The sequence below is a fragment of the Candidatus Aramenus sp. CH1 genome (assembly GCA_022678445.1).
Taxonomy (GTDB): domain Archaea; phylum Thermoproteota; class Thermoprotei_A; order Sulfolobales; family Sulfolobaceae; genus Aramenus.
In genome coordinates this window covers 115447-128051 of record JALBWU010000006.1, presented here as the reverse complement: position 1 = coordinate 128051, position 12605 = coordinate 115447, and the positions used below count along the sequence as shown (strand labels likewise).

The window sequence follows — 12605 nt, the reverse complement described above, 5'->3', positions numbered from 1 at the left end:
CGAACTTGCTTAAGATATCGGAAACAGAAGCTCCTTCTGGAATGTTGAAGCACTTTAATACCTCATTGAAGGAGTCCTTGTCGTTTCCGCTTTTAGGGAAGTCAAGCTCGGATTCTTTTCTTGTTGGTTATTTTCCTTATCTTTGGAAAGTTGGGAGGCAGTAAGCAAGGCATCCTCAAGTGACTTATCATCAAACTCCACAGAGTCCCGGTCTCTCTTTGCCTCTTTAGCTAAAGAGGCTAGGGCTATGATAAAGTTGTCTCCAAAGATGCTGTACAAAGGTATTTTGACTGTCAAGGCGTTTCCACTTCCTCAAGTAAAGAGGAAATGAAGTGGCTCTTTGAGCTATAGGATTTGTCTTTCTCCCTTGAGGTTGTGCTGTCTAGGTTGTCTCCAATTATGACTGGAGTTAAGAAGAGGACGTAGAGCTTTATTTTTAGGCTAGACGTAGCGTATGAGGCAAGTTCATTAAACATATCTTGAAGATCCGCGGGCGTGTAATCCTCTACTTTATAGGTTTTCATGAAGGGGTTCCTTACTTTATTACTTAACAGCTCGTTCACTAGCTCTTTACCGTATTTTTGCAGCTTTAGGTGACCGTCCTTCACCTTATACATTTCGTGCCTAGTGGTGTTGAAGTTCCTTATTGCGTTTAGGTGGTTTAACACGGTGAGAGTTGACATAACCTTGAGGGATTGATTTTCCCACTCATTGCGCCATAAGAAGAGTGCTCCACCCAGTTCGTGAAACGTGAAGGAGGTGTTTTTCCTCAAGGCGTTACAGTTATTGTCAAACTGCTCTTGGTAAATCTCTGCAGCCTTTCCTAAGTCGTGGAAGGCAGTTAAGAACGTAACGAGGTTTTTCACGTCTTCTTTTGTTACGTTTAGCCCTCTAACTGCTTTATTTAGCCTTTTGCTAACTACCTCAAAGTAATTACCGTCAAACATTTCCTCCATCATTTTTACGCTCCCCAAAGCGTGGCTCAATAGCTCTTGTTTGTCAAAGGCACAGGGTTTCATTTTTCCCTCACCAAAATTGCCCCTATTTCTTCATCGTAACCGGGAATCCTAACTCCCTCTATTCCGTTTATCAGGAATGAAACTTGTAGGCATTCCTTCTTGCTGGTTGAATACTCAATTTCCTGCCCGTCGTAAGTAATAACCTTTCCCGGTAGCAATTTGCGTGCCTCCTCCTCAGTTAGGGGAACTGCGCAGCTTGGATCATTGCAGCCCGGAGGATAGCCCGGGATTAAGGATACTTCCCTAGTTAGGGAGCACTCCACTTTAAATAAGCTTTTAGTTGCTTCTGGGCCAAATAGGATTGATTCAATTGCCTCTAAGGATTTTTGGAGGGGCTTATCAACGTTAACCCCTCTCTTCAGAACGTCAAGGAGGGAGGAGTCAATCCTTTTAGTCTTCATTAATTTACTCATCGTCGCTTTTACCTCTTGCGAGTCGTAAACCTTTCCCCTAAACGGAAAAATTTTCACAGTTCCCTTTCCTCCATATCTAGCAACCCTTCCTGCCCTTTGAATTAGGGAATCTGCTGGGCAAGCTTCAGTAATCAAAAGGTCAAATGAAACGTCGATTCCAGCCTCAATAACTTGGGTGGCTATAACAACGTCGTAATTGCTCTCCCCTCTGCTCACCTTTAGTATTTCCTCCACCTTCTTCTTTCTGTCAGCTGAGTTGAACTTGCTGTGTATTAGCAAGGGGTTAAAGCCCATTTTCTTAACCTTTTGGTAAGCCTTAATTGCCTCCTCCCTAGTGTTAAAGACCATCAAGGTCTTTTTTACTCCCTTTTCCAGTGCAGAGTACGGATCGTCAACACACTCCACTTTAATTTCCCTCTTAACGTTGAAGTCGTTAGCTTCAGCGAAATTAAATCCCCTCTGCTTAAGCTCCTTAGCCAAACACTTTGGCAACGTTGCGGTCATAACCAACAAGGGAACTCCCCCATCTATTAGAGCGTCAATTGAAGCCAAAGTTGATGTAATTGCCTTTCCTTCCTCAGCAAAGAGGTGAAACTCGTCAAATATTATCAATGAGGAATAGATCATCCCTCTAGGGACTTCAAAGTGGGAGCCGTTTCCCTTTATTACTTTGGCGAACTCGTCAACTGGAACTTTAAATAAGTTCAGCACAAAGGAGTCCAAGGTTGTTATATTCACTTTCTTTAGGTAATAGGGAGCGTCGTGGTAGTCCATGTCTTGAGCTCCAACGCTCTCAATTTCTAGCTTTTCTTTCTCGGCAAGAAGCCTTAAGTACAAGTCTTGGACAATTGCTCTATACGGGAGGACGTGAATAACTTTGTCGAAGAGGTTGTTGCCCTTAGATGCTGCCTTTCCTAGCACTTTGGTTAGTGTAGTCTTCCCGTAACCAGTTGGAGCGGTAAGAACTACGTTTTCGCCTTGCTCTAGCCAGCGGAGAGTATCCTCTATGCCCTTTCTAGGCTCATAGTTTAACGCCTTGATCACCTCATGGTAATATTTAAGCAACGACGACGTATTCCCCGCCCACCTCAAAGGCCCTTTGAGCCTCAACTTCAACCTCAAAGGATTTTATGAAGGTCTCTCATACTATTATTAGTCTCAAGCAGGACCCTCCACGGGAGTGAAATACGGTGAAAGAGACGCTGTTCAAACCGTTATTTACCCGAAGAACCCCCTTGTGGATTAAAAGTACATCTTCTTAATAACTACAATATCTTCACGCGTACGTAAAAAGCAAAGAAATTGAAATTTACTCGCCAATGACTTTGAGAAAACCTACGCTCACAGATGATCCGAGATTTTCCACAAGATCTCACTTATTTGGCATATTGCTTAGAAGCATAAAATTTTTAATTTTGAAAAACTTATAGATTTTAATGGCCGAGATTACTGAGGAAAAGATACTGGAAATCGTAATCGCCTCTAGCCAACAGGGAATTTTAATTTCGGACATTTACGAAAAATTGGGCATAAGACCCAAGTCTTCGAAGGACAAAGACAGGAGAGAGGAAGTAAAGAAGCTCTTGGACAACTTGCTCTCTTCGCGTAAGATAAAGATGAAGAAGAACAGGTACTATGCTAATGAAGTAAAACCCGCAACAGTCAAGTCCAACTCGCAAATTCAAACCTCTCAGCAAACATTTGACTTGTCGAGCTTAGAAAAGGAAATAGAGGCAATTGTAAAAAGGGCAGTACTAGAGGCGTTCAAGAGTTACTTTGGAGATTCAAAGAGCGAAAAGGACTTCGACAGGGTTTACGACGAAGTTAAGGATTCCTTCGGGTACGCAAAGTTGGAAGAAATAAGGAAACAGCTAGGAATGAGCGAGGAGCAGTTTTACGGAAAATTTAGGAATTACATATTGAAAAACTATCAGCTGATAGAAGGAGGCTCTGAGGGAATAGTCCTTCATGGGACCTTATACGGAATTGTGAAGAAGAGGTGATAATAACGGATTGCGACTTTCCGGGGTACACGGTAACTAGGTGGGGCAGCAAGCCAAGGCTAGGGGGAAAGAGGTGGATAGATGCAGCAAACAAGCTACACGGGGCCGTCGCGTCAAAGAAAGGCTTCCAGGCTGGAGTAATTGTCGGAGAGCCTGGAATGGGGAAAACCGCAGTAATTCTCTACCTTAAGGAAAGACTTTCTACTGATGGCGAATTTCACGTTATTTTCCTAGACTTGGCTGGAAAAGACGATTTCGTTGGAGAGTTTTGGGAAAACGCTAACGTTGAAAAGCTCAAGGAAGAAGCTTACAAGGTACTGGAGAGGAACAAGAAGAACGTCGGTTACACGGGATTAACGCTGCTCTCAAAGGAGTTTAAAACGTGGCTAAAACAAAAGTGCAAGAAAAAGGACTACGGGGACGACTTCGCTTACGCCTTTAGGATTTACTGCAACTCCTATTCCAAAACCCTAGACGACGTGTCTAATTTCATTGCCGACGTGAGGAGGTTGGGAAAGGAAGTTGTTTTGCTTATAGACGAAATGAGAAACGCTGATGGAATAATTAGACCTTTACATAGGTTGCTTAACTCTGATGTAGAGTTCAAGCTTATCCTCACTTTAATTCCAGATGTCCTCACGTCCATTAAAGACAGCGCCATTAGGAGAAGGCTTGAGGACGCCTTAAGGATAGAACTCTCCACTCCAATAACTGAAGAGGAGGAAAAGGGAATTATTGAAGTCTATTGCCCAGAGTTCGCTGATGCGTTGGCTAAGGCTGTAAACGAGTCCTCTGATTCTAATAAGCTAAAGGTTAACGATATTCTGATAAAGGCTAGAGAACTTTACAATAAAGCTAAGGAGAACTGCGTGGGTTCTTCGTCAGATTGTATAGCGAGATTCTTGAGCGGCGCCTCACAGATAAAAAATCCTCAGGATTTGTCAAGAGGGTTAGAGCGCTCAATTAGAGATGGATTGAGGGAATTACAGAAACAGAAAGAATTTGACATCGAATACGTACATCCAAGCGGGAAAAGGTTGGAAGGGGGGGTTACTCCAGACGTTTTCTTTAAGACCAAGGAAAAAGTGTACATAGGGGACATTAAGATTACCAACAAAGAGGGTTTAAGCAAAAAGGAGTTAAGCAACGTTTGGAATTTCGCGAATATAGGTAAGTTAGAAGACAAAGACGTGGTGAAATTCGTTATATCGAACGTTAAAAACCTTGACCTTCCGTCCGAGGTGAAGGTGTTCGAAATAGACAACTATAAAATTAACAAGATAGTTGACGGCGACCACGACTTGTTGCTTCAAGAGTTGAGGAGAATTTTGAAGGAATTAATATCTGGGTAATCTCTTCTTTTTGGATAAGCTAAAGCGTTGACGCGTTTTAGAGGAGAGATGAGCGCCCTCTTTCTTTTTGTCTACTACTCAGCTTCAAGTGAGCCGACGAAGTTGTTTCTCTTGAAACAAGTTAGTCCCGCGTCTTCTGTCAGATTTCCCCTTTTTTGCTAACATTTTATATGTATTTTCCTGGTAATATTACCACGAAAATATTACCACACTAGCTTAAAATAAAACTATTGTTCTAGCTTTACTTGTATACAGATCACATAAATAACTTATACATTGCGCCTTGTTGTAGATACTTAAAGCCTTATCCTTTATCTCGTAATATCTCTTCCTAATCTTATCGTATTCATCCTCATCTATAATACTAGTAACTAGGATACTTCAAAAAGTGGCCATCCGAAGAGGAAGTAGAAATCTAACTTTCAATCCTTTTTGGAATCTTCTTAACAGTGAAGTGTAGCTATTAATTTAGTTGTAATGAAAATTTTTAAGGGTAACTAGTCGAAAAGGGAATATTAGCGTATACTAGAGAGGAACTAGGCAATTCGATAGTTGAAAATATACTTGTTAATAAATACATAAGCGAATTAGACAAGATTCTACATGAAATTTTTGTCCACACGTTTCAACGAAAAAATTTATATATTACTATGCCTAGTTACTAGTTATGAAAGAAGAGGTAAAGGTAACTAGGAATTATCAAATAACGTTACCTGCTACTATTAGACAAAAGCTTGGTATAAAGGTAGGTGATAAGCTATTGATCTACGTAGAGAATGATAAGATAATTATATATAAGAAGAAAGGTGACATAACTTCCCTAAATCTAGAGTTGGGTAAGAAGTTTTCTGATGAGGAGGTCAATAAGGTAATAGAGGAGGCTGGAGAGGAAATTGGAAGGAGTAGTTGATACAAACTTCGTTATAGCACTAATCTTTAAAGATCACCTGTTTCATGAGCGGGCATTAGAGGAATGGAAAAAGATAGAGAAAGCTTACCTCCCATTAATCAGCATAATCGAAATAGTGTATTTTCTAATAAAGAATAATATTGAAGTTAAGAACGTTATAGAGGAAATACTTAATGATCCTAAAATTGAAGTTGTAGAAAACACACTTGAAGATGTGTATTATGCTATAAATAGTAGCCCAAGAAGGTATGATGACTTCAACGATTATCTGATAATTTCTACTGCTAAAAGGTTGAATTTAAATGTATTTACTTATGATGAAAGATTAAAAAAGAAGTATAAATAGCGATAAAGTCTTTTATACTGACAAAGAAAGATTAAGCTTCGTCTTTCAAGGCGGAGTAAGATTTTTATGTTCAATTGGAATACTTTAAAGTGTACAATATAAGTCAACAAGACACACTAAATATTTATCCAACTACCACTTCGTATGGATACCGAAGTACAGAAAACCAATTCTAACTGGGGATTTATCTGAATGCACTAAAGAGGTCTTTAAGAACATTGCAGAAGAACTAGGTTGTGGAATCTTAGCGTTAGAAGTAATGCCAGACCATATCCATGTCTTCGTCAAGACAAATACGACTACATCCTTCTTGATCTCCCTCCAGTGTTTCTCGCTAGCAGTCAATGGGGTCTCTTCGTTTCTGACTTCATGATCGTTCCAATAAACGCCACCGACTATTCGCAATACTCCTCGTACATTCTACTTAAGGACATATTGCCGAGGATAATTCCAAACAAAAAGGTCAAGGTCCTCGGTTTTCTGATAAATAACGTGAACGTGAGAAACCCAGAGAAGTTAATAAGGGACGTAAAGTACGACCTAAACGACTACATGAAAGATGCCTTAACTGCGTATCCGCAATTGATTGATTAGTTCTATCCGGACATTGTATTTAACACGTACATACCGCAGGACGCTGAGTTAAGGGAGCTCATAAGGTTTAACAAGAAGTATCCAAGGATATACGAGACATTAAGGGAGAGCACTTACGGACCTACAAGTAAAGTTAGGGAAATCGTAGAAGAGAAGCTTCCTAAAGAAATTGAGCAGAGAATTAGTACCTTATTAGAAAAGGAGAAGCATGAACAGTTAGAGGCTGCCAAAATATGAGCATGTTGATAAATTAGTTTCGCACGGGATGAGGAAAAATATATGAGGAGATCGTTAGGAGGGCAAAGCAGGAAAACTCCAGGCTCGTAAACACTGAGGGGAAAAAAAGCAATATATTATGTCATGAATTCTTTGATGTTGCGTTTACAGTTATTAGCATGCGTATACGTAAGGAGCTAAAGCGATTAATGGAAGAGGTAAACGTGGACCGGCAGACAGATATCCGCGAAGGGCAGGAGAGGAGCTGTTGAAGCACTACCTCGAAAGCTCCGAGCAGAACTTAGACAAAATGAAGGTCATAGATAACGCTGAATATAAGAGAAGAAAGGGAGGAGAACAGTTGATACTTAAGTCCTCAGCAATAGCCTCAATGTTTTTCAGGGATCACACTGAGAAGGTAAGAAAACTAGTTGCCAACTATATCGAAAAGCGTAGAACGCTGGACTTAACGCGGATATAACAAACGTAGCCTGGAAGAGGTTTGGGGAAAACGAGAAATTTGCGTTGAAGATTAGACTGGCGACAGACTTTATGGACAATATGTGTGAAATAACTAAATAAAGGGGGATAATAGGCGAAACCGTGGAGCTGGAGATAAGCGCTGGAGCTTCATTTTACAACATGGCCCTTTTACAACTAGCCGTGATGAACAAGGACAATCTCTTGACTACCGATTTAAAGTCCTATAATAAACTCAAACAAAAATGTGAGGAATTTGTAATAATTCCTTGACTTGCGTGGAGCGCTCTTGCAAAGCCTAAAATAACCTTCCTGCCTTACCGTAGGATTGGTCAAAATTAAGATGTTTTAGCCAAAGCGCTCTCAGAGGTTTTTCACTTCCTCCGTTTTATCCAAACGCTAAGTGCCTTAATTTAAGTGTAGGGATTAATGCTAGGCCACATTAAGATGGATTAAACTTCTTAACCACTCAGTAGCGTTTTGCGAGAATTAGTGGCAGTCTTGCAAATAAAACAGCGAGATTAAGGAACTATTAACTGCTTTAGCTTACGGAGCTTCTGAATTAGATACAGATTTCATAAGAGGCAAGTCCTATGAGGCACTAGGGGGTATAGATGCTTCTTTTCTAGGTATTTGAAGAAAAACGGCCCTATCTACGACGCAAGCTTGAGCGAAGACTCGCCAGATGGCATAGAAAGCTCACATCATAAAAGGTTGAAAGACGTTATTGTTTACTACTTACTCAAAAACGAAGGACTAAACTTGGAGGATATAAAGGTAGAGCAATTCTCGGAGTGCGGCAATAAGCCTGACGTGCAAGCTACCGTTGAAGGAAAACGTGTGGCTATTGACGGTAAGACAAGCTTCCATAAAGATCCCATATCTGAAATAAAAGACGCGTACAGGAAGTATTTCGAGTGTGAGGACGAGGTGTGGGTGGTCCTTAGACCTTTGCCTGCTTTACTCTACACCAAGAGCGTTGCTGGACTCCTTACTCTCGAGGAGTACGATAAACTTCAAGTACTGATTCCGGTTAGGGACAAAAACGACGAAAAAAGCGTAAAGTTAATTCCATTTGAGGACTTCTTGAAAGAGGTTAAGAAAGCTTACGACGAACTTTTGGGAAAGGCTTCTTGAATTTTTAGGATCTTGTTTTATTCGACAAAACCTTGAATTACAACTTGAAGCTATTCGACCTCATAAGCCTTTAGTTTCTTGAAATTGGACAAACGCGTCATTTGAGTTTAGAAATGTGGTTTCATACTAGTCCTCTCATACTAGTCTCATGAGAATACATCAGAGGACAGGCTGAGGAGAAAATAAAGAAGATCAAGAACACCCTATTCACTGCTGGAAAGACAACTTTGTTTAAGAGCAAGTTGAATTCTTACGCTCTTGTGGCCTACTTTTAATTTTAGGCAACAGGGTAGTCAGCGTTGATGCAACAAGGTAAAGGAAACCTTGTAAGGAAGGCGTTGCTGTAATGAGTTTCAGAGGTTGCTAAAAGTTTACTGAAACATTATAAGCAAGCTCCTCACGAGTTTATGGTTGCTGTAGGCTCGAGCCTTGGGATAGTTAACGAAGTTTTCGACAAAACAGCCCCTCCTTGGTTTATTCCCAATGGAAATCGATTTGATCCAAGAGGTTTTTGTTCAGGTTCGCGATCGATTCTTTCAACCTTTTTCAAGACACGAATAATTCCCTTCGTCGATAATTACGAAGAGTTTGAGCAAAGAAGGAATCCGGTTTCAAAGGGACTGACAGGGGAGGTCTTCAAAGAGGAGGTAACGGAAATTTACCACAATTGCTTTTAGGAGAAGGAGTCGACCTCTGAGATTTCTGGGATATTACGGAGGAGAGTCAACGATTCCCTCAATGGTGAACAAGCTAGCAAAGATGGGACTAGTCGAGTAAATCCCAACCTCGGAGAGAGGCTGAAGAAGGGAAACTATCAAGGAAATCTATCGCCTCCTCGCCCGTAAATAACTCACCTAAAATGTTTTTCAATACAAAAATTCAATTTAAATTAAAATAACAAAATTCTTGTCAGCGATTTCTGCGTCCTACGACTCCACTTAACTAGAAATCCACAACTTAACTTCTCAGTTGCGCCTTGCCTTTCTTCGCGTTGACGCCCCTAAGGCCAGCTAGGAGTCCAACCAATCCCGCAATCTTCACCACGTCGCCTGCAATGGCCAATATTCCTAGGTTGACCAAGTAAAGGGGCAACCCAGCTGTGAACGCCACGGCCCCCCAGAAGAAGAGAGACGTGTAGAGGGGAAGGAGATTCTTTGCGGTCAAGTATATGGGAATTCCAGCTACTGGCTCAAAGGCGTAGCCCAACAGTATTAGGTCTACTCCATACAGCTTCCCTAGAGAGAGAACTGCTAATCCCACTCCCGCTATTGCCACAGCTAAAATCCCAAAGGCGTCAAGCATCCAATTCTTCTCTAGCCTTGCCTTATGGTAACTTAACACAGACGGTATTGCCATTGCCCATATTGCCCAGAGAATTGCCAGCGAAAGAGGGGAAGAGATGAAGCTTAAACCTAAACGTTCTAAAAGAACAAGCTCGCTTAAGATAACAAGGGAGGCTACAAAGCTTACTAGATTACCAGCGTAGAGATTTCTCGAGTCCATAAACACTTGTCTTTTACCAAGGTAAAATTGGTGCGTTAATCTGAGCTTAACTCCTAGCCGTTGCTGAGTTCGCAATTTCCTCACCTCCTACCCCAAGATCTCCTTTACGCGTGATCTCAGCGCCTTCTTCACAAGTCTCTGGAGCGTCTCTATGGCACGCTCTGGAAAGTATGCGACCTTCTAGGAACAAGGCCCTCACCGAGTAGTGCCCTTCCACCTAAAAATACTTATTAATTCACTTTTTCAGAGGATTAAGATGTGAGCGCTGAGGAAATCTACAACAAGCTAAGGAACGACCCAGAGTTCGTACAGAAGTTAGCTGACGCACTGGTAGATAAGGTCGTGGTGAAGAAACTGGAGGAGCTTATAGTAGAGATAGCCAGGATGAGGGAAGATCAGAACAAAATGAGGGAGGACTTTGCGAAGGAAATGGAGAAGATGAGGGCTGACTTTTCTGCAGAGATAGTGAGGTTTGAGGGAGGACCAAAACAAGGCCTTTAGTGAGCTTGCTAAACGCATAGAAAAACTTGAGATAGAGCAAAATAGGTTGAGGGAGGACTTCAACGCAGAAATATTGAAGTTGAGGGAGGACTTCAACAGTGAGGTAAAGGAACTAAGGCAAGAAATGAACAATCACTTTAAGCAAGTCGCCTCGATGGTGGAGAACTTAACCACAACCATTGAAGACGACGCTCAGTCATTTCTAGAGTGGCTTATACAGAAGGAGGTGGGCGTTTCTGTGAAGATCAGTAGACTAGAGGTAGAGGGGACTGTTGAGATAGACCTCTTTGCTGAATTTGGCAACTACGTGTTACTAGGAGAGGTAAAAAGTAGGGCAAACAGAAACGTGCTGAACGATTTAGTGAGGAGGGTGGAGAAGCTCAAGATGGCTAAACCAGAGCTCTTCAAGGACAAGAAGACGGTTCCCGTAATATTTACTTTGAGCCCCACCTACGATTTAATTCAAGCTTGCAAGGAGAACAAAGTGTACCTAACAACTGGCAGCAGGAACCTCACAGAGTTTAAGGAGTCATTGTAAAGAGTTCTTCCCTAGAATTTCGTAGTAATTGACGCTACCCTTTGTTATGCTTTTGAGCTAGCAAAACTCTATGAGCCTCGCCAATAGTTACTCTTCGCTTTATTAGCTCTTCCGGAAACACTAGCGACGACGTTCCCCAATTAGGTTTGGGAAGAGTTTTCCTCCATTGACCCTAGTTCTACCTTAAAGGCAACTGTAGTAGGCTTAGGTGCATCTCCCTGCCTTAACAGCCTGTATCTCATATTTTCGCACCTTGTACTTCGCTATTCCTCCTTCATGGTCCTCTACTACGCCAACGACAGATCTCTTCAACGCTCCTCCGATTACTGTGCAACGGCGTAATTACTACTGTCTGCCTATAGGAGGCTTGTCTAACTCTCCTCTAACCATTTCAGTAGAATGTGGTATCGCGTTCACATGATAATATACGCAAACTAGAGGGCCTTTGGAAACAACCGTCAACGAGTCTTTGCAAACACACGTAGAAGGAGGTGTTTTTTGCGCAGCCTTATGGGGATTCTGTTGCAACATCAAAAGTAAAGGAGGCTGGCCTTCCAGAGAGGTTCAAGTAGCTCAGTAAGTGTTCCCAGTCAACGACGCGCTGACGTTGAAGCACTTGGTGACGTACGTGTTAACGCTCGACTCCACCCTTACCTTGAACATGACCTCCACTTTAACGGCGTTGATCCCATCTAACTCGCCCGCAAGACTTCCGGGCAAGGGTAAGCGGACAGCGTAGGTCTGGGTGTTTCCGCCAAAGTTAAAGAAAGAAGGAGGGCTAGAGAACCTCACTGTTTTATTGAACACCCTCAGTCCAATCACGTAAAAGTAGTAGTGGGCTCCTAAGGCCAAGGGAGTTGAGACCTCTACTTCTAGAATTAGAGAATTGTCGCTCAGATACGAGTTGACGACCTTTATGGCGGGGTTTTGGAGGTATGGCAGGGCATAGCTCGCCAGGAGGAGGCCAACTACTAGGGACACCAACAGCGCCGGGAGAGCTAAGTACTTCCACTCCATGAAAATAGCGGGTAAACCAAGGGTTATGAAAGTTTTCGTGAGTACCATGCTGTTGCTCCCTATTTAACGGCTCTCCCGTTTGCCCACTTCCTCCAGTCTCCGAACTTCTCGTCGAACTCGGGGCAACCCCGCCTATAGTTGAACCCTCCTTCCCAGTCCACGTTGACGAAGACGTTGAAGAACGCCCTTTCCTTAAAGCTGGGTTCCTTGACGAACTCCCTCAGTTCCTCCATTGCTTTTTCCATCTCCTCCCTGCTCGTGAAGTAGAGGATTACAACCCCCTTTGACGTGAGGCTAACGGGAAAGGGGAAGAGCCCGTACTTGGCCACGTAGCCTCTCCTCTTAACCTCCCCCACGAACTCGTCCAGGGATACCTTAAGGGAAGAGACTGGAATCCCCACCTTGTAGCAGGAGAGGGAGTTGGGGTGCTGAATTCCCCTCTTGTAGGAAAGCCAGCACTCCTCGCATCTATCCCACGAATTTACGTACACCCACACACTTTACTCTCTCAGTCCAGGGATAAATACTCTTGTCTGCGTCCTCACATCTCTTTAGCGTGCAGAGAGTCTTTCCCTG

The 12605-nt window shown here is 42.5% G+C and carries 16 protein-coding genes and 1 pseudogene; 11 read left to right on the top strand and 6 right to left on the bottom strand.

What is annotated here, in order from left to right:
* Window positions 1-54 precede the first annotated feature (54 nt).
* From MPF33_05470 to cas3, 3 genes are read right to left on the bottom strand one after another with little or no spacing between them, the layout of a single operon-like run.
* Window positions 55-297 (bottom strand): hypothetical protein, encoded by a 243-nt coding sequence (locus tag MPF33_05470; protein ID MCI2414685.1) that lies wholly within the window; start codon window positions 295-297, stop codon window positions 55-57.
* Entirely contained in the window at window positions 294-1019 is a 726-nt protein-coding gene (locus tag MPF33_05465) for a CRISPR-associated endonuclease Cas3'' (GenBank protein ID MCI2414684.1), read from the bottom strand. The genes MPF33_05470 and MPF33_05465 overlap by 4 nt, the downstream gene beginning before the upstream one ends.
* A complete protein-coding gene (cas3, locus tag MPF33_05460) occupies window positions 1016-2554 on the bottom strand; it encodes a CRISPR-associated helicase Cas3' (protein MCI2414683.1) in 1539 nt (512 codons plus the stop codon). The genes MPF33_05465 and cas3 overlap by 4 nt, the downstream gene beginning before the upstream one ends.
* A gap of 314 nt (window positions 2555-2868) precedes the next feature.
* On the opposite strand from cas3, the gene MPF33_05455 reads away from it, so the two are divergent.
* The 9 genes and pseudogenes from MPF33_05455 to MPF33_05415 all read left to right on the top strand — a co-directional run bounded on the left by MPF33_05455 (window position 2869) and on the right by MPF33_05415 (window position 8470).
* Window positions 2869-3435 carry a hypothetical protein gene (locus MPF33_05455; GenBank protein ID MCI2414682.1) on the top strand — a complete coding sequence of 189 codons (567 nt, stop codon included), beginning with the start codon at window positions 2869-2871 and terminating at the stop codon, window positions 3433-3435.
* A complete protein-coding gene (locus MPF33_05450) occupies window positions 3432-4787 on the top strand; it encodes an ATP-binding protein (GenBank protein MCI2414681.1) in 1356 nt (451 codons plus the stop codon). The genes MPF33_05455 and MPF33_05450 overlap by 4 nt, the downstream gene beginning before the upstream one ends.
* A gap of 667 nt (window positions 4788-5454) precedes the next feature.
* Window positions 5455-5697 (top strand): AbrB/MazE/SpoVT family DNA-binding domain-containing protein, encoded by a 243-nt coding sequence (locus tag MPF33_05445; protein MCI2414680.1) that lies wholly within the window; start codon window positions 5455-5457, stop codon window positions 5695-5697.
* Window positions 5681-6043 (top strand): PIN domain-containing protein, encoded by a 363-nt coding sequence (locus MPF33_05440; GenBank protein MCI2414679.1) that lies wholly within the window; start codon window positions 5681-5683, stop codon window positions 6041-6043. The genes MPF33_05445 and MPF33_05440 overlap by 17 nt, the downstream gene beginning before the upstream one ends.
* A gap of 148 nt (window positions 6044-6191) precedes the next feature.
* A pseudogene (locus MPF33_05435) lies at window positions 6192-6329 on the top strand (transposase).
* Window positions 6330-6367: 38 nt separating this feature from the next.
* A complete protein-coding gene (locus MPF33_05430; GenBank protein ID MCI2414678.1) occupies window positions 6368-6637 on the top strand; it encodes a hypothetical protein in 270 nt (89 codons plus the stop codon).
* Between the two features lie 484 nt (window positions 6638-7121).
* Entirely contained in the window at window positions 7122-7334 is a 213-nt protein-coding gene (locus MPF33_05425; GenBank protein ID MCI2414677.1) for a hypothetical protein, read from the top strand.
* Between the two features lie 122 nt (window positions 7335-7456).
* The gene (locus MPF33_05420; GenBank protein ID MCI2414676.1) at window positions 7457-7606 is read left to right on the top strand and encodes a hypothetical protein; all 150 of its coding nucleotides are present in this window, start codon (window positions 7457-7459) and stop codon (window positions 7604-7606) included.
* A gap of 360 nt (window positions 7607-7966) precedes the next feature.
* Window positions 7967-8470 (top strand): hypothetical protein, encoded by a 504-nt coding sequence (locus MPF33_05415; GenBank protein ID MCI2414675.1) that lies wholly within the window; start codon window positions 7967-7969, stop codon window positions 8468-8470.
* A gap of 957 nt (window positions 8471-9427) precedes the next feature.
* Here MPF33_05415 and MPF33_05410 read toward each other — a convergent pair.
* Entirely contained in the window at window positions 9428-9973 is a 546-nt protein-coding gene (locus tag MPF33_05410; GenBank protein MCI2414674.1) for a hypothetical protein, read from the bottom strand.
* Window positions 9974-10231: 258 nt separating this feature from the next.
* Between MPF33_05410 and MPF33_05405 the strand changes: the two genes are divergently transcribed.
* Entirely contained in the window at window positions 10232-10474 is a 243-nt protein-coding gene (locus MPF33_05405) for a hypothetical protein (GenBank protein ID MCI2414673.1), read from the top strand.
* Window positions 10446-11012: a DNA repair ATPase gene (locus MPF33_05400; protein ID MCI2414672.1), complete on the top strand. Its 567-nt coding sequence runs from the start codon at window positions 10446-10448 to the stop codon at window positions 11010-11012. Before MPF33_05405 ends, MPF33_05400 begins: the two co-directional genes overlap by 29 nt.
* A 573-nt stretch (window positions 11013-11585) precedes the next feature.
* On the opposite strand, the gene MPF33_05395 is transcribed toward MPF33_05400, so the two are convergent.
* Together MPF33_05395 and MPF33_05390 are read right to left on the bottom strand one after the other, a co-directional pair.
* Window positions 11586-12029, bottom strand: coding sequence for a hypothetical protein (locus tag MPF33_05395; protein MCI2414671.1), 444 nt, complete (start codon window positions 12027-12029; stop codon window positions 11586-11588).
* Window positions 12030-12088: 59 nt separating this feature from the next.
* Window positions 12089-12526: a hypothetical protein gene (locus MPF33_05390; protein ID MCI2414670.1), complete on the bottom strand. Its 438-nt coding sequence runs from the start codon at window positions 12524-12526 to the stop codon at window positions 12089-12091.
* Window positions 12527-12605: the final 79 nt, after the last annotated feature.

What these genes read in the sequence shown, in the direction of transcription:
- MPF33_05455 (MCI2414682.1), top strand. Translation starts at nt 2,869, where the DNA reads ATGGCCGAGATTACTGAGGAAAAGATACTGGAAATCGTAATCGCCTCT.
- MPF33_05445 (MCI2414680.1), top strand. Translation starts at nt 5,455, where the DNA reads ATGAAAGAAGAGGTAAAGGTAACTAGGAATTATCAAATAACGTTACCT.
- MPF33_05410 (MCI2414674.1), bottom strand. Translation starts at nt 9,973, where the DNA reads ATGGACTCGAGAAATCTCTACGCTGGTAATCTAGTAAGCTTTGTAGCC.
- MPF33_05395 (MCI2414671.1), bottom strand. Translation starts at nt 12,029, where the DNA reads ATGGAGTGGAAGTACTTAGCTCTCCCGGCGCTGTTGGTGTCCCTAGTA.
- MPF33_05465 (MCI2414684.1), bottom strand. Translation starts at nt 1,019, where the DNA reads ATGAAACCCTGTGCCTTTGACAAACAAGAGCTATTGAGCCACGCTTTG.